The sequence below is a fragment of the Escherichia sp. KTE114 genome (assembly GCF_000407765.1).
GTDB lineage: Bacteria > Pseudomonadota > Gammaproteobacteria > Enterobacterales > Enterobacteriaceae > Escherichia > Escherichia ruysiae.
The window spans coordinates 1,547,000-1,571,373 of the sequence record NZ_KE136626.1 but is presented as its reverse complement, the minus strand read 5'-3'; the positions used below and the strand labels follow the sequence as shown (position 1 = coordinate 1,571,373).

21 protein-coding genes and 1 pseudogene are annotated in these 24,374 nt (G+C 52.6%); 3 read left to right on the top strand and 19 right to left on the bottom strand.

Annotation, left to right across the window (positions count from 1 at the left end):
* Positions 1-175 precede the first annotated feature (175 nt).
* On the bottom strand, positions 176-1,279 hold the full coding sequence (asd, locus tag WC5_RS13420) for an aspartate-semialdehyde dehydrogenase (protein ID WP_000799966.1): 1,104 nt from the start codon (positions 1,277-1,279) through the stop codon (positions 176-178).
* 192 nt (positions 1,280-1,471) lie between these two features.
* Here asd and yhgN point away from each other — a divergent pair, with 192 nt between their 5' ends.
* On the top strand, positions 1,472-2,065 hold the full coding sequence (gene yhgN / locus WC5_RS13425) for an NAAT family transporter YhgN (protein ID WP_001002547.1): 594 nt from the start codon (positions 1,472-1,474) through the stop codon (positions 2,063-2,065).
* Positions 2,066-2,110: 45 nt separating this feature from the next.
* Here yhgN and WC5_RS13430 read toward each other — a convergent pair whose 3' ends face one another.
* From WC5_RS13430 to WC5_RS13460, 7 genes are all read right to left on the bottom strand, one after another.
* Positions 2,111-3,406 (bottom strand): DNA-processing protein DprA, encoded by a 1,296-nt coding sequence (locus WC5_RS13430; protein WP_010353673.1) that lies wholly within the window; start codon positions 3,404-3,406, stop codon positions 2,111-2,113.
* Positions 3,313-5,409, bottom strand: a complete 2,097-nt coding sequence (locus WC5_RS13435; RefSeq protein ID WP_010349194.1) for a RecQ family ATP-dependent DNA helicase — start codon at positions 5,407-5,409, stop codon at positions 3,313-3,315. Before WC5_RS13435 ends, WC5_RS13430 begins: the two co-directional genes overlap by 94 nt.
* A 140-nt stretch (positions 5,410-5,549) precedes the next feature.
* Positions 5,550-6,890 carry a gluconate transporter gene (gene gntU, locus WC5_RS13440; RefSeq protein WP_000105942.1) on the bottom strand — a complete coding sequence of 447 codons (1,341 nt, stop codon included), beginning with the start codon at positions 6,888-6,890 and terminating at the stop codon, positions 5,550-5,552.
* 3 nt (positions 6,891-6,893) lie between these two features.
* Complete coding sequence (gntK, locus tag WC5_RS13445; protein ID WP_000108328.1) at positions 6,894-7,421, bottom strand: gluconokinase; 528 nt, start codon at positions 7,419-7,421, stop codon at positions 6,894-6,896.
* Between the two features lie 138 nt (positions 7,422-7,559).
* Positions 7,560-8,555: a gluconate operon transcriptional repressor GntR gene (gene gntR / locus WC5_RS13450; RefSeq protein ID WP_000730250.1), complete on the bottom strand. Its 996-nt coding sequence runs from the start codon at positions 8,553-8,555 to the stop codon at positions 7,560-7,562.
* A gap of 93 nt (positions 8,556-8,648) precedes the next feature.
* Positions 8,649-9,344, bottom strand: coding sequence for a quercetin 2,3-dioxygenase (yhhW, locus tag WC5_RS13455; protein WP_000639809.1), 696 nt, complete (start codon positions 9,342-9,344; stop codon positions 8,649-8,651).
* 122 nt (positions 9,345-9,466) lie between these two features.
* Positions 9,467-10,504: an oxidoreductase gene (locus WC5_RS13460; RefSeq protein WP_000996650.1), complete on the bottom strand. Its 1,038-nt coding sequence runs from the start codon at positions 10,502-10,504 to the stop codon at positions 9,467-9,469.
* 456 nt (positions 10,505-10,960) lie between these two features.
* Here WC5_RS13460 and yhhY point away from each other — a divergent pair, with 456 nt between their 5' ends.
* Positions 10,961-11,449 carry an N-acetyltransferase gene (gene yhhY / locus WC5_RS13465; RefSeq protein WP_010349190.1) on the top strand — a complete coding sequence of 163 codons (489 nt, stop codon included), beginning with the start codon at positions 10,961-10,963 and terminating at the stop codon, positions 11,447-11,449.
* Between the two features lie 60 nt (positions 11,450-11,509).
* On the opposite strand, the gene ggt is transcribed toward yhhY, so the two are convergent.
* Positions 11,510-13,246: a gamma-glutamyltransferase gene (gene ggt, locus WC5_RS13470; RefSeq protein WP_000595056.1), complete on the bottom strand. Its 1,737-nt coding sequence runs from the start codon at positions 13,244-13,246 to the stop codon at positions 11,510-11,512.
* 120 nt (positions 13,247-13,366) lie between these two features.
* On the opposite strand from ggt, the gene WC5_RS13475 reads away from it, so the two are divergent.
* A complete protein-coding gene (locus WC5_RS13475; RefSeq protein ID WP_000826129.1) occupies positions 13,367-13,807 on the top strand; it encodes a DUF2756 family protein in 441 nt (146 codons plus the stop codon).
* Here the strand turns inward: WC5_RS13475 and ugpQ are convergent.
* From ugpQ to livK, 10 genes and pseudogenes are all read right to left on the bottom strand, one after another.
* Positions 13,794-14,537, bottom strand: a complete 744-nt coding sequence (gene ugpQ / locus WC5_RS13480; RefSeq protein ID WP_000073614.1) for a glycerophosphodiester phosphodiesterase — start codon at positions 14,535-14,537, stop codon at positions 13,794-13,796. The genes WC5_RS13475 and ugpQ overlap by 14 nt on opposite strands.
* The gene (gene ugpC, locus WC5_RS13485) at positions 14,534-15,604 is read right to left on the bottom strand and encodes a sn-glycerol 3-phosphate ABC transporter ATP binding protein UgpC (RefSeq protein ID WP_000907811.1); all 1,071 of its coding nucleotides are present in this window, start codon (positions 15,602-15,604) and stop codon (positions 14,534-14,536) included. The genes ugpQ and ugpC overlap by 4 nt, the downstream gene beginning before the upstream one ends.
* A gap of 1 nt (position 15,605) precedes the next feature.
* Positions 15,606-16,451: pseudogene (gene ugpE, locus WC5_RS0122110) on the bottom strand (sn-glycerol-3-phosphate ABC transporter permease UgpE).
* A complete protein-coding gene (gene ugpA, locus WC5_RS13490; RefSeq protein ID WP_000099289.1) occupies positions 16,448-17,335 on the bottom strand; it encodes a sn-glycerol-3-phosphate ABC transporter permease UgpA in 888 nt (295 codons plus the stop codon). The pseudogene ugpE and the gene ugpA overlap by 4 nt, the downstream one beginning before the upstream one ends.
* Before the next feature lie 175 nt (positions 17,336-17,510).
* On the bottom strand, positions 17,511-18,827 hold the full coding sequence (gene ugpB, locus WC5_RS13495) for a sn-glycerol-3-phosphate ABC transporter substrate-binding protein UgpB (RefSeq protein ID WP_000803181.1): 1,317 nt from the start codon (positions 18,825-18,827) through the stop codon (positions 17,511-17,513).
* A gap of 398 nt (positions 18,828-19,225) precedes the next feature.
* Positions 19,226-19,939, bottom strand: coding sequence for a high-affinity branched-chain amino acid ABC transporter ATP-binding protein LivF (livF, locus tag WC5_RS13500; protein WP_000416895.1), 714 nt, complete (start codon positions 19,937-19,939; stop codon positions 19,226-19,228).
* A gap of 1 nt (position 19,940) precedes the next feature.
* On the bottom strand, positions 19,941-20,708 hold the full coding sequence (gene livG / locus WC5_RS13505; protein ID WP_001075509.1) for a high-affinity branched-chain amino acid ABC transporter ATP-binding protein LivG: 768 nt from the start codon (positions 20,706-20,708) through the stop codon (positions 19,941-19,943).
* Positions 20,705-21,982, bottom strand: a complete 1,278-nt coding sequence (livM, locus tag WC5_RS13510; RefSeq protein WP_000803775.1) for a branched chain amino acid ABC transporter permease LivM — start codon at positions 21,980-21,982, stop codon at positions 20,705-20,707. The genes livG and livM overlap by 4 nt, the downstream gene beginning before the upstream one ends.
* The gene (gene livH, locus WC5_RS13515; RefSeq protein WP_001295111.1) at positions 21,979-22,905 is read right to left on the bottom strand and encodes a high-affinity branched-chain amino acid ABC transporter permease LivH; all 927 of its coding nucleotides are present in this window, start codon (positions 22,903-22,905) and stop codon (positions 21,979-21,981) included. Before livH ends, livM begins: the two co-directional genes overlap by 4 nt.
* A gap of 47 nt (positions 22,906-22,952) precedes the next feature.
* A complete protein-coding gene (gene livK, locus WC5_RS13520) occupies positions 22,953-24,062 on the bottom strand; it encodes a high-affinity branched-chain amino acid ABC transporter substrate-binding protein LivK (protein ID WP_000827689.1) in 1,110 nt (369 codons plus the stop codon).
* Positions 24,063-24,374: the final 312 nt, after the last annotated feature.

The following is a 24,374-nucleotide window of genomic DNA, read 5'->3' as shown; positions in this document are numbered from 1 at the left end:
TCCTCTCTGCGTCGTCCTCCCTTCAGGTAAGGCAGTGAATACTCATGTATTCTGCCACCCTTAAAGAATAGCCAATGCTCTATCTAACTCCCGGTAAATCATGAAACATCTGCGCTTACTCCTGTATTACGCACTAAAAGGGGCGGCATTGCGCCCCAGATTTAATGAATAAAGATTACGCCAGTTGACGAAGCATCCGCCGCAGCGGCTCCGCTGCGCCCCACAGCAACTGGTCACCTACGGTAAAGGCTGACAGAAATTCTGGTCCCATATTCAGCTTACGCAGGCGGCCTACCGGCGTGGTCAGCGTGCCAGTAACGGCTGCTGGGGTTAGCTCACGCATAGTGATTTCCCGATCGTTTGGTACGACTTTCGCCCACGGATTGTGAGCCGCCAGCAGTTCTTCCACGGTCGGAATAGATACATCTTTTTTCAATTTGATGGTGAATGCCTGACTATGGCAGCGCAATGCCCCGACGCGCACGCATAAACCATCTACCGGAATCACAGAAGATGTGTTGAGGATCTTGTTGGTTTCCGCCTGCCCTTTCCATTCTTCGCGGCTCTGACCGTTATCAAGCTGTTTGTCGATCCACGGAATCAGGCTACCCGCCAGCGGAACACCAAAGTTATCCACCGGCAACTCGCCGCTGCGGGTTAAGGTCGTGACTTTGCGTTCAATATTGAGAATAGCAGAGGACGGGGTTGCGAGTTCAGCCGCCACATGACCATACAGTTGGCCCATCTGGGTTAACAACTCCCGCATATGTCGCGCACCACCGCCGGAAGCCGCCTGGTAGGTTGCAACGGAAACCCAATCAACAAGATCATTGGCGAATAAACCGCCTAACGACATCAACATCAGGCTTACGGTACAGTTACCGCCAACAAAAGTCCTGATGCCTTTATTTAATCCGTCAGTAATGACGTCCTGATTGACCGGGTCAAGGATGATGATGGCGTCGTCTTTCATGCGCAGAGACGATGCTGCGTCAATCCAGTAACCTTGCCACCCGTTCTCACGGAGCTTTGGATAGATTTCGTTGGTATAATCGCCGCCCTGACAGGTTACGATGATATCGAGGGCCTGCAGCGCCTCCAGATCAAAGGCATCCTGAAGTGTGCCGGTAGTACCGCCAAAGGACGGTGCAGCCTGACCAGGCTGGGAAGTCGAAAAGAAGACAGGGCGAATGGCGTCGAAGTCGCGCTCTTCAACCATGCGTTGCATGAGAACGGAGCCGACCATACCGCGCCAGCCGATAAAACCAACATTTTTCATAAGCGTTTTTTTCCTGCAAAGATGTGTGCTGTATATATGTGCCGGTGTCCTCGTGGCACATCTTTCACCATACAAAAAGCAGCCAAAGTCGCAAGTGAAATTAATCAATGATAGCGAAGCAATCAGTAATGCGACTTATCCTGCTTTCATAGCACGCAGAAAGTCCAACGCAATTATCAGGGAACTTGAGTTATGAATGAAATCATTTCTGCAGCAGTTTTATTGATCTTGATTATGGATCCGCTCGGAAACCTACCTATTTTTATGTCCGTACTGAAACATACTGAACCGAAAAGACGTCGGGCAATCATGGTGCGAGAGTTGCTTATTGCTCTCCTGGTGATGCTGGTGTTCCTGTTTGCGGGTGAGAAAATTCTGGCATTTCTTAGCCTACGGGCGGAAACCGTCTCCATTTCTGGCGGCATCATTCTGTTTCTGATCGCCATTAAGATGATTTTCCCCAGCGCCTCGGGAAACAGCAGTGGGCTTCCGGCTGGTGAAGAGCCGTTTATCGTGCCATTAGCCATTCCGCTGGTCGCCGGGCCGACGATTCTCGCCACGCTGATGTTGCTGTCTCATCAGTACCCGAATCAGATGGGGCATCTGGTGATTGCCCTGCTGCTGGCCTGGGGTGGCACATTTGTCATCCTGCTACAGTCATCGCTGTTTTTACGTCTGTTGGGCGAGAAAGGGGTGAATGCGCTGGAACGCCTGATGGGATTGATTCTGGTGATGATGGCAACCCAGATGTTCCTCGACGGCGTTCGGATGTGGATGAAGGGGTAAGGTTCAAACAGGTGCTGCACACAACCTGACGCGGCACCTGTTTTATTACCTGAACTGATAATGACCTTCGCCCAATCGGATAACTCTTCCCTCTTCTTCTGCGCGATTCAGCCATACACTAGCTTGTTCGATGGTTAAACCAGTACAAGACGCCAGCCTTTCAATACTTATCGATTCCTTTGCAAGGATCGCCAGTTCCGCTACAAAGAGTTGATAAAAATCGACAGGCGTATGCGCGGGCATTCCTGCGTAATTTGCGTCATCTTCATGTAGTGAAAACAGTTCTGGTTGAGCGTTACGGCGTACTCTGTCATACATCAGCCCAGGAACATCTGGCAGTCTGATCGTCACATTTTCAGCCTGTTCAGCACTCCATGACGCCCCATTTTCTACTAATCGTGAATTGGCTGATTGCTCATCCTGATTTGGTTTAACCAGAACAGGCAGCCACTGATGTTTTAATGCCTCCATCGCCCCAGTTATCGTTCCACCGGTCATTCCCGCACGCACAACCATTGCGCTTTCAGCAAGGCAATAAATATATTTATTCCGCGCCATCGCATTGCCGACGGTGAAACGTACTTCTGGGTAAAACGGCGAAATCAACACCAGATTGCCTGCTATAAGCCCTTCACGCCATTTCACTAACGTGCTCGTTTTTAACAAGCTATCAGCTAATACGCCAACGGCCGTTCCCCCTGCCTCTAGTGCCGACGTCATTGCACATTCATCAATACCTCGCGCACCACCAGAGATAACGCAAATCCTCTGTTGAGCCAGTTTCGCTGCCAGTTGTTGGGTATAGCGCAAATCGGCAGTCGGAGCATCTCGCGAGCCAACAATCGCCATACCTTCCGCTTGCAGTAATGCTTTATTCCCGCAGCCAAATAAAACGGGAGGGGCATCCGTTCGCAATCGGTTTTTCAAGCGAACGGGATAATCGGCATCGCCTCGGGTTAAGATCCATAAACCAGCGCGTTGCCACTTATCTACCGCCAACGCCAGACTATGACCGCGCGCCAGCAAGCCAAGAATACGCTCCTGAGAAATACGCGGATCGCTCCAGCCTGTAAGTTTCTCTTGCGGTTGCGACACCAGAAGATCGGCGGGACTGATACGTTGGTGCTTCAGCCATAATGCAAACTTCCCCCATTCACTATTGCTAAGAGGTTTATGCTCACTCGCCGCCGCGCGAGAAAAATCGCTGGTTAGCAGGAGAGTCGCTTGTGCATTGGCTGAAAGATTCATCAATTTTTTACCGAGGTAGAAGCAAGGGCAAGAGGATAAACCGTCGGGCAACCTGCCTGGCGTAACAGTGCTGTCAGAACTGTCAGCGTCCATGCAGAATCCACGATATCGTCAACCAGCAACGCCGGACCTGGCATCAAAGGAGGGGTAATCACAAACGCCCCGTCGAGATTTTGACACTGGTGAAAACGGTTTTGCTGCATTTTCTGTGGTGGATTGTCCACGACTTTTCCAATGGCATCAATAAAAGGTAAGCCAAGTTTCGCCGCCAGTCGCCGGGCAAAATCAGGAACCAGGTCGAGGTGCCTTAATGAAGGAACGCAGCATACCCAGGTTGGTTCAGGATGCGGATTCCAGCGTTGGCGAACCATTTCCGCACATGCCTCCACCAGCTCATCACTGAAGCGCCCCATTTTTTTCTCCTGTGCGACCTGCTTTCCCCACCCGGAATCCCCCCAACGAGAAAGGATTCGCCCCGTAGATCCTTGTAAATCCGCAGGCAAGTTCCCTTTAAATCCGTATTGCGTAAAAGCCCCAGATGCCACCTGTTTATTGAGATTTAATGGCAGGTCAGCGTGTTTAATAAATAAATTTGCTGCATGGAGTAAGCCGCTATCAATGTCGGGCGACAACAACGGATGCTGAAGACAACTGCTACATTTACCACAACGTTCGGCACTTGGCTCATCGAGTGCGCGGCGCAGAAATTGCATTTTGCACTCCTTAGTCGTTATATAGCTTTCAACGTCTGCCAGTTCACTTTTTCTCTGATTCATCAAATGGTTAATTCGTTCATGGTCAGGAGAAAAACTGACGATAGTTCTGCGCCATAATTTCTCGGTATACACCACAGGCGATGGATTTTCAGCTACCAATAATTTCAGTGCTTTTTCTATTTGCCCATAACGGAGATTCGTCCGTTGTTCAATGCCTCGTAGAGTAAGACCGTCATTCTCGCTAAGTACGTTGAGTATTTCATGAATTTGTGCCTCCGCAGGAAAGGCGCTTTCACGGAAGAATTGATGAATAGCGCGGTCTTCGCCACCACAAAGCAATATGCCAACTGCGGAATCTATAGCACGCCCGGCACGCCCCACCTGTTGGTAGTAACCAACAATCGACCCCGGCATCTGATAATGAATGACGAAACCTAAATCAGGTTTATCAAACCCCATACCTAACGCCGTCGTCGCGACCAGCACTTTGATTTTATTTGCCAGCAGTGCCTGCTCCAGATATTCCCTGGCAGTATTAGAATCTTTCGCGCCTTCACAAGTCACGCCGCTGTAGTACGCAAATGCACTGATACCATTTTTCCTTAACCACTCGGCGACAAGTTCGGCATCGCGCGTAGTCAGGGTATAAACAATTCCCGATTTGGAAAACTGAGGGATAACCGTCGCTAACCATGCCAGACGGGATGACTGTTCACCTAAGACTAAGGCATCAAGCGCCAAACTTTCGCGAGCCAGCGTTCCACGCTGAATCACAATGTCACCCAATTGCTGACGGATATCCTCAACGACACGGTTATTCGCTGTCGCGGTTGTACCCAGAACAGGGGTATTCGCAGGCAACTGGCGCAAAATATCTAATATACGTCGGTAATCCGGGCGAAAATCGTGGCCCCAATCAGAGATGCAGTGCGCCTCGTCGACCACAAGCAAGCCAATACGATCGGCTATAGGATATAAAACCGTTTCGATAAAGTCCTGGTTTGCCAAACGTTCCGGGGAAACCAGCAAGCAATCGACCTCACCTTGCAGCAAATTATCGCTAATGCGCTGCCATTCTTCCCTGTTTGTAGAATTCAACGTTTCAGCCGTAATACCTAACCGTTCAGCGGCGGCAACCTGGTTACGCATCAGGGCAAGCAAAGGAGAGATGATAATTGTCGGGCCAACGCCGCGATCGCGGAAGATTTTACTGGCGATGAAGTACACGGCGCTTTTCCCCCAGCCAGTGCGCTGTACAACCAGCAGTTTTCGCCGCTGATTAACCACCGCATCTATAGCTTCCCATTGCCCTTCCCTGAAGGTAGCGGTGGTGTTACTTAACATCCGCTGTAACAGCAATTCAGCTCCGTGTTTCTCCATCATCTTCTCCTGCGTCCGTTAACGCAGTGATTAGAACGGATAATGAGCCAGTATTTTTGCGAGAGAGATCAAAAAGATGAAGAGAGGAAAAAAGAGAAATGAATTACTGCGAGCAAGCTCGCAGTAATTTGTCGCGGTAATTAACTCAACAGCTGGAACGCAATCATCCCGACGATAGCACCGACAGTGCCGAGGATGGTTTCCATCATGGTCCAGGTTTTCAGCGTTTCGGCTTCGGTCGCGCCGGTAAATTTACCGAACAACCAGAAACCGGCGTCGTTAACGTGGCTGACAACAATCGAACCACCAGCGATACAAATCGACAGCGCCGCCATTTGCGCACCGGAGTAGTTCAGTTGTTCAATAACCGGCATCACCAGCCCCACTGCCGTTAAGCAGGCAACCGTTGCAGAACCCTGAATGATACGCACCGCTGCTGCCAGCACGAAACAGGTAATCGCAATCGGCAGCCCCATCCCGGTTAACGCTTCGCCCAGTGCCGGACCTACGCCAGAGTCAACCAGCACCTGTTTGAACACGCCACCCGCACCAATTACCAGCAGAATGATCCCCGCCGGTTGCAGCGCGTGACCGCAAATCTCCATCACTTTGTCTTTCGGCATACCCTGACGCATCGCCAGACCATAAATCGCCACCAGACAAGCAACCAGAATCGCGGTAAACGGATGACCGATAAACTCGAACCATTCGTAAGCGGTAGAGCCTTCCGGCACAAAACGCGCGGCAATGGTTTTAAGACCTACCAGCACCAGCGGCAACAAGATTAGCGACAGGCTGAATCCGAAAGATGGCATTTTGCCTTCACCGAGATGCGGTTCGCTGATGTCGTCAGGAATATGCAGTTCCACGTAGCGGCTGATGAAATTACCCCACAGCGGCCCGGCAATAATCATTCCCGGAATTGCCGCACACAGACCGATCAGGATCATCCAGCCAAAGTCGGCGTTCATCTGCGATGCCAGCAGCATTGGCGCTGGCCCCGGCAATAAGAACGCCGCCGCTGCCGCCACGCCGGCGAATAACGGGATAACCAGTTTCACCAGGTTCGTGCCGGTATGGCGCGCCATTGAGAAAGCAACGCTAATCAGCAGAACAATCGCCACTTCAAAGAACAGCGGTAGCGCACAAACCAGCCCCGCAAGGCCAATGGCATAATGCGCGCGGCTGTGACCGAAGGATTTGAGCATTTTGACGGCAATCTGATCGACTGCGCCGGTTTCATGTAAGATCTTGCCAAACATGGCTCCCAGAGCGACAACCACCGCCAGGAAGCCGAGGGTGCCTCCCATCCCTTTTTCCATCGTCGCTGCGATTTTATCGAGCGGCATACCGGAAAAAAGGCCAGCCCCCATAGACACCACCATCAAAGCCAGGAAAGCGTGCATACGCGCTTTCATGACTAAAAACAGCAGCAGTAAAACAGACCCTACTGCTGTTAAAACAAGCGTTAATGTACTCACTACTTATTTGCCTTTTTTAATAACCTCAATGGTGCTTGCCACAACACCTTCCAGCGGTTGATCGATATCCACCACCAGTACATCGGTTTCGTCCGCACCCGGTTCTTGCAGCGTTTCAAACTGCGTCACCAGCATTTGGGTTTTAAAGAAATGGCCTTTACGCGCTTTCAGACGGCTTTCAATTACATCAAAATCGCCTTTCAGGTAGATGAAAGAGAGATTCGGATTACCCGCGCGCAGCAGGTCGCGATAGTGCTTTTTCAGTGCGGAACAGACGATCAGCGACACTTTATTGGTGCGCTGCATAGCAAACGCGGCGTCGTTCAGTGCCTGTAACCACGGTTTGCGATCGTCATCATTCAGCGGTTCACCGGACGCCATTTTTTCGATATTGCGACGCGGATGGAGGAAATCGCCATCAAGAAACGCGGCATGAAGTTGATGCGCCACTTCACTGGCGACCGCAGATTTGCCGCTGCCCGATACGCCCATCAAGACGTAAATGTGGTGATCATGGTTAGTCGTGCTCAAAGTGGTGCCCCCACAATACAAGAATTAAAAATGTTACGGGTAACTGTTATCGGTAACATTGTCCAGCCGGACAAAATCAGAAGCAATATCCATCCGTGCCTTAAGTGTATAAGTGTGAGCTACTTCAAATTTGTGAGCTTAAATAGATCCGCCCGGTGACAAGGTGAAACCTAAATCTAACATTTTCGGTGTCACTGCTTCGCCACGAATACGCGCCAGCAGGCGTTCAGCGCCAATGCTGCCCATCCGCTCACGCGGCGTCAGCACGCTCGCCAGCCGTGGCTCCATCACCTGGCCAATATCATGACCGTGGAAACCGGCAATTGCCATATCGTCAGGGATTTTCAGCCCCAGACGCTGACATTCAAACGCCGCGCCGACAGCCAGGTCATCGTTGGTACAGAATACGCCATCTAACTGCGGATATTCCCGCCGCGCCTGGCGAATCAGTTCGATACCTGAAGAGTAAGAAGAAGATTGTTCAACCATCACGCTATATGGCACCAGGCCGGCATCCAGCATCGCCTGTTCGTATCCCTTCTGTTTGATGATTGTACGTTCGTCGAGACGTGCGCCGAGATAGGCAATGTGCCGATGCCCGCGAGCAATAATGGCGGTGGTCATCTGACGTGCCGCTTCAAAGTTATCAAAGCCGACGGCGATATCGAGGCACGGAGATTTACTGTCCATCAGCTCCACCACTGGAATACCTGCCACTTCAATCATCTTTAAGGTGCGCGGCGTGTGGGTTCGTTCGGTGAGGATCAGCCCGTCAATATTCCATGAAAGCATTGATTCGAGGCGCTCTTGTTCCATTTCCGGTTTATAACCGTAGTGCGCCAGCATAGTCTGATAACCGTGCGCGTCGGTAACGCTTTCGATACCGCGTAATACTTCCGCGAAAACCTGGTTGGTGAGAGAAGGTAACAGGACGCCAATTGCCCGGCTGGTAGCATTTGAGAGGATATCGGGCGCGCGGTTGGGAATATAACCCAGTTCATCAAGAGCGGCGGCAATCTTGCCACGTAAGGCGACGGAGACCTGCTCCGGGTTGCGTAAAAAACGGCTGACCGTCATTTTGGTCACGCCTACACGGTCAGCCACATCCTGAAGTACGGGTCTTTTCTTTTTCATCGTCCTGAAGGGTACAAAAGGGATAGATTCCTTTAGTTTACCACGGACGCATCACAACCTTCCTGATTCCTCAGGAAGGTTTGTGAGATAAATTTAGACTGGCGGCAAATCGAACAGCAGAATTTCACTGTCGCTATCGGCGTGGATGGAGATTGCCTGCTCATCCCAGATTGCCAGACCATCACTGGTCGAGGCTTTTACACCGTTAATGGTGACATTGCCTTTCACTACCTGGATCCAGACGCGGCGTTCAGCGGCAATCTGATGCACCGACTGTTCATCTTTCAGCAGCGCCCAGCGATACAGTTCCATATCCTGATGCACTTTCAACGAACCATCACGCGCATCCGGCGAGAGCACCAGTTGTTTGCCCTGCACGGCATCAAAGCGACGCTGTTCATAACGCGGCGTAATGCCGTTTTCTTCTGGCATGATCCAGATCTGATACAGATGCAGACGCTCGGTGCTGCTGGGGTTGTACTCTGAGTGACGAATACCCGTACCCGCACTCATAATCTGAAACTCGCCCGCCGGAACCTGCTCTTTATTACCCATGCTGTCCTGATGCTCAACAGTACCTTCCAGCACGTAGGTTAAAATTTCCATATCTTTATGTGGGTGAGTGCCGAAACCCTGCCCTGCTTCAATCACGTCGTCGTTAATGACACGCAGCGCGGAGAAGCCCATAAAGTTCGGGTCGTAATAGTTGGCAAAAGAGAAAGTGTGCCAGGAGTCCAGCCAGCCATGATTCGCATGACCACGTTCATTTGCTTTGCGTAAGTAGATCATTTGTATTCACCCCCTGAATGTTTTCGATGGGCTTAGTGTGGACCCGATCCGCCTGGGATGATAGAGGGTGAAAATTGACCCCTCTGTTCAAAAAAATTGAACTATTCGAGGAGCCATCAAACTTACTTCGCGAGAGTCACTGTAGAGGGAGAAGCTTGTTCAAAACCGCGTTCAAGGATTTCCAGATTAGTAAGAACTTCAGATTCCTTGACGTAATTTGGAGCACCGGTGGTGATGGTTTGATACAGCGCATCGTAGACGCGTCCGTAGTCGCCCACCTCCAGCTTCATCTCTTCTCTTACCGTCACGCCCTCGTCATTGACATACTCCAGCACACCGACCGAATCATCCGCTGCGAATCCCGGTTCGCCCGGCATAATATTAGCCTTCAGGCTGGTTTCCTGCTGGTCGATACCGTATTTAATAAATGTACCTTTCTTACCGTGAACGATAAATTTCGGATAATCGATTTTCACCAGATGGCTGGTTTTGACGATGGCTTTCAAATCACCATAAAACAGCTGCGCTTCGAAGGTGTCATCCGGGTTGGCTTTATTACGCAGACTGCGAATGTCGTAAGCCACATGATCCGGGCGACCGAACAGCGAGATAATCTGGTCGAGGGTATGCACGCCAAGGCCATAAAATGCGCCATCCTGCGGCAGTCCAGGTTTGGTTTCTGCCACCGGGCGGTAGTAGTCAAAATGGCTTTCCACTTCGACAATCTCTCCCAGCTTGCCGCTTTCAATCGCTTTTTTCGCCGTCAGGAAGCAGGAGTCAAAGCGGCGATTCTGATACGGCGTGACGGTCAGCCCTTTGCTTTTTGCCAGCGCAAACAGCTCTTTCGCCTGCGCAAGCGTCGGGGTGAACGGTTTTTCAACTAGCACATTTTTCCCAGCTTCCAGCGCACGCTTCGCGTACTCGAAGTGGCTGTCAGCGTGAGTGCAGACGACAATCAGCTTAACGTCGGGATCATTTAATACTTCGTCGAGATCGCTGGTGAAATGGATATGCGAGTAGACAGGAGCCTGTTCTTCCGGCTTCGCATGGCGGCGGAAAATATGCGCGACATGCCAGCTATCCTTGCGGTTAAGTACATACGGCAGATGGTAACGGGTGGTGCTTTTGCCGAAGCCAATAAAGGCGCAGTTGATGGCCATGATTTCGTCCTTTTTTAAGGTGGTTAGTTACACCTTAACGCAAAGCGGACGCGGTTCCTATGCCTGTGCTTCAGTACGTCAGATTGTTGGCAAAGTGCACTTTGATCATGCCGGATGCGGCGTGAACGCCTTATCCGACCTACGGTTCAGGACTATTTGTAGGACTGATAAGCGTAGCGCATCAGGCGATTTTGCATTTGTCTCAACACGAGGAACATTCCCCGTGGACAAAATGACAAGCAAAAAAAAGCCAGCACCCGGCTGGCTAAGTAATACTGGAAGCAATGTGAGCAATGTCGTGCTTTCAGGTTCTCCGCGAGGGTCTTCCTGATCGCGAGACAATAATAATCATTCTCATTCGCACTTGTCCAACACTTTTTGCAAAAAAATGCATTTGACTCGCATTTGAAAGTCAATGATGTTGAAAGGGACATTTACCCCAAAGAGGACAGAGGAATGAGTGAGATAGTGATACGCCACGCTGAAACGCGCGATTACGAGGCCATTCGGCAAATTCACGCCCAGCCGGAGGTGTATTACAACACACTACAGGTGCCTCATCCTTCCGATCATCTGTGGCAGGAGCGACTCGCCGATCGTCCCGGCATCAAACAGTTAGTCGCATGTATTGATGGAACCGTCGTGGGTCATCTCACCATTGACGTGCAGCAACGCCCGCGCCGCAGTCATGTTGCCGATTTTGGTATCTGCGTCGACTCCCGCTGGCACAATCGCGGTGTCGCCAGCGCCCTGATGCGAGAGATGATTGAGATGTGCGACAACTGGCTGCGGGTAGATCGCATTGAACTAACCGTATTTGTCGATAACGCCCCAGCAATTAAGGTCTATAAAAAATACGGTTTTGAGATTGAAGGAACTGGTAAAAAGTACGCGTTGCGAAATGGCGAATATGTCGATGCGTATTTTATGGCGCGGGTGAAATAAAGAATTTGCAATCTAAGTTTGTCATTTAAGCCCTCACCTACCGGGAGAGGGCTTAAGATATTAATACCCCGCTGTTAAATCATCCACCGAGCGCGGGTCGGATGCGCCGTATAACTCACCCTCCGGCCCAACCATAATGCTTTGCGTACTGCCCATCGCCTCTTTCAGCGCCACTTTCTGACCTTTTGCTTCCAGCAGCTTGAGCGTATCCGGGCTAAACCCTTTTTCGACGCGCAGCTCGTCCGGCAACCACTGATGATGGAAACGCGGCGCATTGGTCGCTTCGGCGACGTTCATTCCATAATCGATGCTGTTCACTACCATTTGCAGCACGGTGGTGATAATCCGACTCCCGCCTGGGCTACCGGTAACCAGCCAGGTTTTACCGTCTTTCACCACAATCGTTGGTGACATCGACGACAGCGGGCGTTTGTTCGGCCCGACGGCGTTGGCATCGCCGCCTACCAGCCCGTAAACGTTCGGTACACCTGGTTTGGCTGAGAAATCATCCATCTGATTGTTAAGCAGAATACCGCTCTCACCCGCGACAATCCCCGTACCGAAAGTGGTATTCAGCGTATAGGTCACCGCCACCGCGTTACCGTCTTTATCCACCACTGAGTAATGGGTTGTTTGATTACTCTCATAAGGCGCAAGTTTGCCTGGGCGAATTTCGCTGGACGGCTTCGCTTTATTGATATCAATTTGATCGGCAATGGATTTGGCATAGGCTTTATTGGTCAGCGCCTGCCACGGCACTTTGACAAAATCCGGGTCGCCAAGATATTCCGAGCGGTCGGCGTAGGCGTATTTCTCAGCTTCTGCCATGATTTGCATCGCATCGGCGCTGCCAAAGCCATATTTCTTCATATCGAAGTTTTCCAGGATATTCAGAATCTGCACGATATGAATCCCGCCGGAGGATGGCGGTGGCATGGAGTAAACCTGATACCCGCGATAATCGCCGCTAATCGGTGTGCGTTCCACCGCTTTATACGCCGCTAAATCTTCTTTGCTTACCAGGCCGCCGTTTTTCTGCATCTCCTGGGCGATCTGCTCAGCTATCGTGCCTTTGTAGAATTCGTCCGGGCCGTTTTCGGCAATCATCTCCAGGCTCTTTGCCATGTTCGCCTGCACCAGCTTGTCGCCCTTTTTCAGCGGCTCGCCCTCTTTCCAGAAGATAGCTTTGCTATTTTCGTGATTCGGCAGCACTTCGCTCCCGTAGGTTTTGAGATCGTCAGCCAGCGCGTCGTTAACGATAAAACCATCGCGTGCCAGTTTAAACGCTGGCTGCACCACTTTGTTCAGCGGCATGGTGCCGTACTTCTCCAGCGCCAGCGAGAAGCCTGCGACCGTGCCAGGCGTTCCTGAGGCCAGATGCGAAGTGAGTGATTTTTTGCTGTCCGGGTTGCCCTGATCATCGAGGAACATATCGCGGGTTGCTTTGGCGGGTGCCATCTCACGGAAATCAATAGAAGTCGTATTGCCATCTTTAGTGCGGATCAGCATAAAACCGCCGCCGCCCAGATTCCCCGCCTGCGGATGCGTTACCGCCAGCGCATATCCCACCGCCACGGCGGCATCAACGGCATTACCACCTTCTTTAAGGATATCCACCCCCACCTGAGTGGCAGTAGCATCCACAGACGCCACCATCCCCTGCTTCGCGCGTACCGGATGAAAGACATCTTCCTCCACGCCATACGAGACAGGCGGCGGCGCAGCTGCCGCACTAAAACAACATCCTGAAAGCAAAGCTGTAATCGCCGCCCGGCGTAAAAACGTCGGTTTTATCATCGTTATTCTCCAGTTATGTGTGGGGCAACCCCAGCTAAGCCTGGTATATAACTCTGAATTAATCATCGTTTTGCCGGGAAGCGAGTAAACTTAAAGAATATCTTCAGAGGAGGATACGCGATGAAACGACTTCTGCTTTTGACGGCACTCCTGCCGTTTGTCGGCTTTGCACAGCCCATTAATACTCTGAACAACCCCAACCAGCCGGGATATCAGATCCCCAGCCAGCAGCGGATGCAAACCCAGATGCAGAATCAGCAAATCCAGCAAAAAGGGATGTTGAATCAGCAACTGAAAACTCAGACGCAATTACAGCAGCAGCATTTAGAAAATCAGATTAACAGTAACTCGCAGCGGGTATTGCAGTCGCAGCCGGGGGAGCTAAATCCCGCCCGGCAGCAAATGCTGCCCAACACCAACGGCGGGATGTTAAACGGCAACCGTAATATGGATAGTTCGTTGAATCAGCAGCATATGCTGCAAGAGAGGAGAAACGGCGACATGCTGAATCCGCCCAGCACGCCGCAGCCTGATATTCCATTGAAAACTATTGGGCCGTAAAGTTCGGACCAATCACATCAATCGCATCGGAGCAAATGCAATCCACGCCCCAGCGCAGCAACTCTGCCGCGCGCTGGGGTCTGTTGACGGTATACACCAGAATCCGTAATCCAGCGTCTTTCAACTGCCTCACTCGCGCTTTATCGAGCAACTTATGATTGAGATGAATAGAGACGCAGCCCAGCCGCGTGGTCAGTTCGCGCCAGTCGTCGCGCCATTCATCAAGCAACAAACCGCGCGGCAGTTCCGGTGCCGCCTGTTGCGCAGCTTCTAAAGCATCAATCTCAAACGATGACAGCAGCGGCGGCGTCATACCTGCCCAAAGCTCGCGCGCCGCCAGCGCCACCATTTTGCCCGTTAATGGCCCGGTGCCAGTGGTGGGTTTGATTTCGATATTCGCCATCATCCCGTGTTCACGACAGCGTTCCGCCACCTGCGAAAGCAACGGTAGCGGCTCACCTTTAAACATTTTGCTGTACCAACTGCCCGCATCCACGCGCAGTAAATCCTGCCAGTTCAGTTCACCCGCGACGCCCCAGCCGTTGCTGGTACGTTCGAGATTGTCGTCATGGAGCAGGAAGATCTCGCCATCTTTCGATAACTTCGCGTCAAATTCGATCATCTTATGACCGTATTTTGCCCCGACGTCGATTGCCGCCAGGGTGTTTTCCGGGGCCAGCTTACCGCCGCCACGATGAGCGACGATGCGGGGATAAGGCCAGTTACTCATACTCGTTGTCCTGTTTCACCATCAAAAAGATGTAGCTGATTTTCCGGCAGATGCAGCCACAGCGTGCTACCTGCCGTCGGGCGCTCCTGATGCGCCAGTCTTACCACCAGCTTCTGTTCGCCCCAGCGTCCGTGCGCCAGGTTATCAGCGCCGAGGATCTCCAGCGTGTCCATCACCAGCGGTACGCCGCCTTCTGTTTGTGAGCTTAACGCAATATGTTCCGGGCGAATACCGAGGGTCATTTTACGTCCTGCATACTGACGGCAGCCACCATTTAGCGGTAGCGCGATCCCCCCGTCCAGTTCGAAATGCGAGCCTTCGTTATTCACACGTCCTGTCAGCAGGTTCATCGCCGGGCTGCCGATAAAACTCGCCACAAACAAGCTGGCGGGCTTTTCGTAGACTTCAACCGGTGTGCCAATCTGTTCCGCAACGCCACCGTTCATCACCATCACCCGCTGGGCGAGTGTCATCGCCTCAACCTGATCGTGAGTAACGTAGAGTGAAGTTGTTTTCAGGCGACGGTGCAACTGTTGCAGCTCAAGGCGCATCTGCACGCGCAGCTTGGCATCAAGGTTAGAGAGCGGTTCATCAAACAAAAATACCGCCGGATCGCGCACAATCGCGCGCCCCATCGCCACGCGCTGGCGCTGACCGCCGGAAAGCTCGCGCGGGCGGCGCTTGAGCAGGCCGTCCAGCTCCAGAATACGCGCCGCTTCTTGAACGCGCTCGGCAATTTGCTGCTTGCCCATGCCGCGAATTTTCAGCCCCCACGCCATGTTTTCTTCGACGCTCATATGCGGATAAAGCGCGTAGTTCTGGAACACCATCGCAATCCCGCGATCTTTCGGCTCCATTTCGGTCACTCGCTCATTGTTGATCCAGATATCGCCTTCCGTCACCCGCTCCAGCCCGGCAACCATGCGCAGCAGCGTCGATTTCCCGCAGCCAGAAGGCCCGACCATCACGATAAATTCACCATCCGCCACATCAAGGGTCAGCGGTTTAATGACCTGGGTTTTGCCATCCCAGCTTTTGGTTACTGCCTGTAATTTCAGTCCTGCCATCTTATTTCTCACTATCGACCAGGCCGCGCACGAAGGCACGCTGCATCACTAAAACAATCACTACTGGTGGGATCAGGGTTAACAACATCGCCGCCATCACCGAGTTCCATTCCGTTGTGCCTTCGCCAGTAGCGATCATCCCTTTAATCCCTGCCACGGTGGTGCCGAGATCAACGTCGGTAATAATCAACAACAGCCACAGATACTGGTTCCAGCCGTAAATAAAGGTGATCACAAACAGCGCCGCCAGATTGGTTTTCGACAACGGAAAGACAATGTCGCAAAAGAAGCGCATTGGCGACGCGCCGTCGATCCGCGCGGCTTCCACCAGCTCATCCGGCAGCGTCATAAAGAACTGGCGGAACAGGAAGGTGGCGGTCGCCGAGGCCATCAGCGGCAGCGTTAAACCTGCATAGCTGTCGAGCATCTTCAGATTGGCGATCACTTCTACCGTCGGGAAGATACGCACTTCAACCGGCAGCATCAGGGTGATAAAAATCATCCAGAAGAAGAGGTTACGCAGCGGAAAACGAAACCAGACAATGGCAAATGCCTAGAGCATCGAGACGGTAATTTTGCCGAGCGTAATGCTGAACGCCATCACAAAGCTGTTAAGCAACATCCGCCAGAACGGCGCGCTATTCGTGCCTACCCCGTTTACCCAGATGTTGTGGATGTTTTCCAGCAGATGCGTGCCGGGGATGAGCGTCATCGGCGCGGCGTAGACGGCCTGTTTATCCAGCGTCGCCGCGACAAACGCCACGTACAGCGGGAAGAGGATCACCGCGATCCCGAGGATCAGCATGGTATGGCTGAATATCGTCAGCCACGGACGGTTCTCAATCATTGGTAACGCACCTTGCTTTCAACATAGCGGAACTGCACCACCGTCAGCACGATGACGAGGAACATCAACACCACCGACTGCGCGGCAGACGAAGCCAGATCCAGTCCGGTAAAGCCTTCGCGGTAAATCTTATAAATCAGCGTCGTGGTGGCCTGAACCGGCCCGCCGGACGTGGCGGCGTCGATCACCGGGAAGGTATCGAAGAAGGCGTAGACCAGGTTCACCACCAGCAGGAAGAAACTCACCGGGGCGATAAGCGGCAGCGCGATCTTAAAGAAGCGGCGAATCGGCCCTGCACCGTCGATGGCTGCGGCTTCAATCAACGAACGGGGAATGGATTGCAGCGCGGCATAGAAGAACAGAAAGTTGTAGCTGATTTGCTTCCACACCGAGGCAAACACCACCAGGAACATTGCCTGACCGCTGTTTTGCGCGTGGTTCCAGTCGTAGCCGAACTCAGCGAGAAAATGGGTGATCAGCCCACGACCGGGGTTAAACAGGAAGATCCACAATACGGCGGCAACGGCGGGAGCCACGGCATACGGCAGCAGCATCAAGGTTTGATAGAAACGACTGCCGCGCACGATGTACTCCACCAGCGCCGCGAAGAATAGCGACACCAGCAAACCGCTGACGGTGACAAAGGTGCTGAATTTTATCGTCGTCCAGAAGGAGTCGAGATAGTAGCTGTCATGGAACAGCGTGACGAAGTTATCCAGGCCGACAAACTGGCTGGAGAAACCAAACGGATCGACGCTTTGTAGCGAGTACCACAACGCTTCGCCCGCAGGCCAGATAAAAAAGATAACGGTGATGATGAGCTGCGGCGCGACCAGCAAATAGGGCAGCCAGCGCGAGCGGAACACCGGACGGGATGATGACATAAATAAACTCTTCGTGTTGTGTTCCCCTCACCCCGGCCCTCTCCCCAGAGGGGCGAGGGAGAAAGGCGGTGCATACTTTTCCACCGAGCAAAGTTGCAAACCGACACGGTACTTTTCCACCACGCCGATCGGTCCCCTCTCCCTTTGGGAGAGGGTTAGGGTGAGGGTAAGAGAATTAAGACTTCGTAGACTGCTCAAAGCGGCGCAGTAACTGATTCCCACGCTCAACGGCGGTATCCAGCGCCTGCTGTGGCGTCTTCTTGCCGGTCCACACGCTCTCCAGCTCTTCATCCACAATCACGCGGATCTGCGGCATGTTGCCCAGACGCAGCCCTTTGGTGAACGGCAACGGCGGCTTGTTCAGCATCTGACGCGTCGCGGTATCCGCCCCTGGGTTTTTCTCATAAAAGCCCTGCTCACGGGTCAGGTCATACGCCGCTTTGGTGATCGGCAGATAACCGGTTTTCTGATGCCACTCAGCAGCGTTTTCTGGCTTCGCGAGGAAGTCGAGGAACTTCGCCACACCTGTATAAGTTTCTTTATCTTTGCCCTGCATCACCCACAGGCTAGCCCCGCCGATAATGGCGTTTTGTGGCGCATCTTTCGCATCGGCGTCGTAAGGCATCATGCCTACGCCGTAGTTAAATTTGGCGTACTCGCGAATGTTGGCAAGAGAACCGGAAGAAGCGGTCGTCATCGCACAATCACCGTTATAGAACTTCTCGGTGGATTCATCCTTACGCCCGACATAGCTGAAATCGCCCTTCTTGTTCATCTCTTCGAGCATGGCGATGTGTTTCACCTGCTCCGGCTTGTTGAACTCCAGCACCGCATCTGTGCCGTCAAAGCCGTTGTTTTTGCTGGCAAACGGCAGACCGTTCCATGCGCTAAAGTTTTCCAGTTGGATCCAGCCCTGCCAGCCGCTGGCGTAGCCGCACTTCATGCCGGAGGCTTTCAGTTTCGCGGCATAGTCCGCCAGATCCTGCCAGGTTTTTGGCGGCTGTTCCGGGTCTAAACCCGCTTTCTTGAAAGCGTCTTTGTTGTAATAGAGAACGGGAGTCGAGCTGTTGAACGGCTGGGAGAGTAAGTGGCCGGTTTTGCTGTCGGAGTAGTAACCTGAAACCGTCGGCACAAACTGCGACTCATCGAAGTTAATCCCCGCCTCTTTAAACACGTCATATACCGGTTTAATGGCTTTCGACGCCATCATGGTAGCGGTGCCAACTTCATAAACCTGCAAAATAGCCGGCGCGTTGCCGGTACGAAATGCGGCAATCCCCGCGCTTAAATTCTGTTCGTAGTTGCCTTTATAGGTCGGTACAATTTTGTAATCCGGGTTTTCGGCGTTAAAACGTTGAGCCAGAGAATCCACCTCTTTACCCAGTTCCCCTTCCATAGAATGCCAGAACGGAATGGTCGTCACTGCCTGTGCATTCCCCATTAACGCCAGTCCGAGCGCCAGTGCTGAAGCTGTATAATGTAACGGTTTCATCGTTTATCTCTCTTGTTGTACCGAATGTGCGAATTCACGCGTTTTATGCTCGCGGGGTAACATGACATGCTCGAATTACAGAAAAATAACTTTTTTGTTACATTTGTAAGATAGTAAGGTGTCAGAAAGATGACAAGGCAGTGACGGCGCGGGTGAGGGAAAATGGGAGATGGGACACGGATAAGCGGGAAAATATAGAAGGCCTGAATCAAACTCTACAGATTGCTCATCGTTTCATGCCAGATGCAGCGTAAACGCCTTATCAGGCCTACAAGATCGTGCAAATTCAACATATTGCCACTCACCCAGTAGGCCTGATAAGCGCAGCGCATCAGGCAATTTTACATTTGTCACCTGTCTCAAAGGAGTCTTTTGACTCCCTATCAATCAACGTGTTATTACCCGCCTAAATACGCACTTCTCACCGCTTCATTCGCCAGTAGTGCATCACCAGTATCGGAGAGCACCACATGGCCGTTTTCCAGCACGTAGCCGCGATCCGCCAGCTTTAGCGCCTGGTTAGCGTTCTGCTCGACGAGGAAAATAGTCATCCCCTGCTCGCGCAGTTGCTCGATGGTGTCGAAGATTTGCTGGATGATAATCGGTGCCAGTCCGAGCGAGGGTTCATCAAGCAGTAGCAAACGCGGGTTGCTCATTAGCGCACGACCAATCGCCAGCATCTGCTGCTCACCGCCGGACATGGTGCCTGCCCGCTGAACACGGCGCTCATGCAAACGCGGGAACAGCTCATACACCCACTTTATGCGCTCCTGAAACTGGTCGCGTTCGGCAAAAAAGCCACCCATTGCCAGGTTCTCTTCCACCGTCATCCGCGAGAAGACACGACGTCCTTCCGGGACAATCGCTACCGCTTCACGCATGATTTTCGCCGTCTGCCAGTCGGTAATGTCTTTATCATCAAACACAATTCGCCCGCTGGTGGCGCGCGGATCGCCGCATAACGTACCAAGCAAGGTGGTTTTCCCCGCCCCGTTCGCGCCAATGAGGGTGACAATCTCGCCCTGATTGATATGCAGGCTCACCTCATGCAGCGCCTGGATTTTGCCGTAGTGGGCGCTGACTTTGTCAAAAGACAACATGACTTTTTCCATCTTATGCCTCACCTAAATAGGCACGGATCACGTCCGGGTTATTACGGATCTGTTCCGGCGTGCCGTTTGCCAGTGGCGTCCCCTGATTGACCACGTAAATTCTGTCTGAAATACCCATCACCAGCTTCATATCGTGTTCAATCAACAAGATAGTGGTGTTGTGATGATTACGAAGCTCGGCAATCAGCTCATCCAGCTCTTTGGTCTCTTTCGGGTTAAGACCCGCCGCCGGTTCGTCGAGCATTAAAATCTCCGGCTGCGTCACCATGCAGCGGGCGATCTCCAGACGACGCTGGTCGCCATAAGCCAGGTTGCTCGCCTGCCGGTTGGCGTGTTCCAGTAAACCAATGCGTTCCAGCCAGGTTGCGGCGCGGTCGAGCGCCTCACTCTGGGCGCGACGGAAAGAAGGCGTTTTCAACAGGCCAGAGAACAGCCCGGTTTTCAGTTGCTGATGCTGCGCCACCAGCAGGTTTTCAATTACCGTCATTTCACGGAACAGACGCACATGCTGGAAGGTACGCACCACGCCCATGCGGGCAATTTGCTGACCCGCCAAACCTTCCAGATGCTGATCGCGCAGTAAAATGGTGCCGCCGGTGGGTTTGTAGAATCCGGTCAGGCAGTTAAAGACCGTGGTTTTTCCGGCACCGTTAGGGCCGATTAACGAGACGATCTCCTGCGGGTACAGTTCGAGATTGACGTTGTTCACCGCCAGCAGGCCGCCGAAGCGCATCATCAGGCCGTTAACAGATAATAAGGGCTGATTCATGCCTGCTCTCCTTTCGCTGCGCCGTTCTTCAGCTTGAGTTGCGGGCGCGTCATGGGCAGCAAGCCCTGCGGACGCCAGATCATCATCAGCACCATCAAACCACCGAGCATTAACATGCTGTATTCGTTGAAATCACGCATCAACTCGCGCGATACCACCAGCAAAATTGCCGCCAGAATCACCGCGAACTGCGACCCCATGCCACCGAGCACCACTATCGCCAGTACAAAGGCTGATTCGGCAAAGGTGAAGGATTCCGGGCTGACAAAGCCCTGACGCGCCGCAAACAGCGTTCCGGCAAAACCCGCAAACGCGGCGCTGATGGTAAAGGCGGTCAGCTTAATACGGCGCGGGCTTAAGCCCAGCGAACGGCAGGCGATCTCGTCTTCACGCAACGCTTCCCACGCACGCCCCAGCGGCATCCGCAGTAAGCGGTTAATGACAAACAGGCTTAACACTACCAGCAGCAACGCCACCAGGTAGAGGAAGATGACGCGATCGGACGGATCGTATTTCAGGCCAAAGAAATTGCTGAAGGTATCCCAGCCGCCTTCACGAGCGGTACGACTGAACTCAAGACCGAAGAAAGTGGGTTTCGGGATCTGACTGATACCGTTCGGCCCCCCGGTAATTTCGGTGTTATTGAGCAGCAATATGCGCACAATTTCGCCGAAACCGAGGGTAACGATCGCCAGATAATCACCACGCAGACGCAGCACCGGAAAACCGAGCAGGAAGCCCGCCGCCGCTGCCATTAACCCGGCAATTGGCAGGCAGGTCCAGAAGCCCAGACCGTAATAGTGATTGAGCAGCGCAAAGGTGTAAGCACCGATGGCGTAAAAGCCGCCGTAACCCAGCACCAGCAGGCCGGAAAGCCCCACCACCACGTTCAGCCCGAGACCGAGGATTATGTAGATCATGGTCAGAGTGGCGATGTCCACCGTCCCGCGTGAGACCATAAACGGCCACGCCACCGCAAGCACCAGCAGCGCCACGAGGAACAGTTTCTGCTTCACCGTGGAGCCATCAATCGCAGGCAAAATAAACTTCGGCCCGGAAACGCTTTTCAACCCCTTCTGGAAAGCAGGTCGCACAAGCTGGAAGAAAAAGACCACCGCCGTACCGATAAATACCCACTGCCAACGGATATCTGAAGCACTGTCGACCACCAGTTTGGTGCCATCCAGCTCCAGTTGCACGCCCATAAAGACGCCCGCCAGAACAAAGAACATCGCAGCAGAGAGCAGCGCCATTGCAATATGCATCGGTTTCATACTTTCTCTACCTCCGGACGCCCCAGAATACCGGTCGGCATCACCAGCAGAACCAGAATCAGCAGGGCAAATGAGACCACATCTTTATATTCCGTACTCAGATAGGCAGAAGAGAGCGCCTCCGCAATCCCCAGAATCAACCCGCCAATCATCGCCCCCGGAATACTGCCAATCCCACCGAGCACCGCTGCGGTAAAGGCTTTCATCCCGGCCATAAAGCCGATGTAGGGGTTAATCACACCGTAGAACTGACCGAGCAGAACGCCCGCCACCGCCGCCATCGCCGCGCCAATCACAAAGGTCAGCGCAATCACTCGGTCAGTGTTGATGCCAAGCAGGCTCGCCATTTTCAGGTCTTCGGCGCAGGCACGACAGGCGCGCCCCATGCGCGAATAACGGATGAAAATCGTCAGCGCCAGCATGGCGAGGAAGGTGACAATCCAGATCACCGCCTGCATGGTGGTAATAGACGCAGAGAAGTTTTCGCTATGACCCACCACCCACTGACCGTTAAACAGGCTGGGCAGCGCCACATCGCGCGAACCTTCGGTCAGGCTGACGTAGTTTTGCAGGAAGATGGACATGCCGATTGCCGAGATGAGCGCAATCAGGCGCTTAGAGTTACGTACCGGGCGATAGGCCACCCGTTCGATACTCCAGCCGTAGGCGCTGGCAATGACGATTGCGCCGACAAATCCCGCCGCCACCAGCAGCCAGCCGGTATCAATGCCCATCATCATCAGCGCGGCGATGATCATAAATGAGACGTAGCTGCCGATCATGTAAACCTCGCCGTGGGCGAAGTTGATCATGCCGATAATGCCGTAAACCATGGTGTAGCCGATGGCAATCAGCGCGTAAGTACTGCCCAGCGTGACGCCGTTAAACATCTGCTGCAAGAAATACAAAAACTGCTCAGACATAAGGTAACCTTTCTAAACCCGCCCGCATTTCACGGGCGGTGGGATTTTCACTTGGCTGCCGTGGATGAACCGTCGGCGTGCCACTGGAAGACACCAAAATCAAATCCCTTCAGATCGCCTTTTTCATCCCAGTTCAGCGGCCCAATCACGGTGTTTGCACCATTAGCTTTTAAATCTTTCACCAGCGCCAGCGGCTCATCGCTGCCGGTACGCTCAAGGGCAGTCGCCAGAGATTGCACCGCCGCGTAGGTGATCCAGACATAAGGCCCGGACGGATCTTTCTTGTCTGCTTTCAGCGCATCAACGATGCCTTTGTTTGCCGGATCCTGGTCATAGCGTTTTGGCATAGTGACCAACATACCTTCGGCAGCATCGCCAGCAATATTCGACAGCGACGCATTACCGACACCTTCCGGCCCCATAAACTGAGTTTTCAGGCCAACGGAACGCGCCTGGCGCAGCATCTGCCCCATTTCCGGGTAATAACCGCCGTAGTAAACGAAGTCGATGTTTTCTTTTTTCAGGCGGGCGATCAGCGCGGAAAAATCTTTCTCACCAGCGGTAATGCCGTCGAAAAAGACGACGTTAGCGTTAGCCGCTTTCAGCCCGTCCTGCACCGAACGCGCCAGCCCTTCGCCATATTGTTGTTTGTCATGAATGATGGCGATGCGCTGGGGCTTCACCGTCTCAAGAATGTATTTCGCCGCCGTTGGCCCCTGGGAAGAGTCCAGCCCGGCAGTACGCATGATGTGTTGATAACCGCGTTGAGTCGGCTCCGGGTTGGTCGCTCCCGGCGAGATCATCAGGATACCTTCGTCTTCGTAGATATCCGACGCAGGTTGGGTAGAAGAGGAACACAGATGCCCAATAACGTATTTAATGCCGTCGTTAACGATTTTGTTGGCGACCGCAACGGCTTGTTTTGGGTCGCAGGCATCGTCATATTCCACGCCAACCAACTTATCGCCCTTAATTCCCCCTTTAGCATTAATGTCTTTAATCGCCTGACGCGCGCCGTTAAATTCCATATCGCCCCACTGGGCAATCGGGCCGGACATCGCGCCGACAACGGCAACTTTAATATCGTCGGCTAAAGCAGTGTGTGAAAATGCCAGTGCAATCATCCCTGCGATGATAGTTTTCGCATTCCGTTTCATAGTCAAAAATCCCCACTCGTAATGTTGTGTTGCTTTGTTTTTTATGTGTTAACAAATCAGACTGTTCTTTTTTATACTGCGCTGTTTTTGCCTGTCCGATTAAGGGTTTAGCGCAGTTTTTTGTGATGATATCGATTAAAATCCCTATTTTTCAGTCGATTAAGAACAGATAATATTCTGAATTAATTGATAGATAAACAGAAAAAAGCGCAGTTGTCAGCATAAAATAACGGTACAAAGGGCGGAATAATTCACTACCATTCAGGGGATTATGCTGGACAATTTTCATTCTATAATGTTTTTAATTTGTAA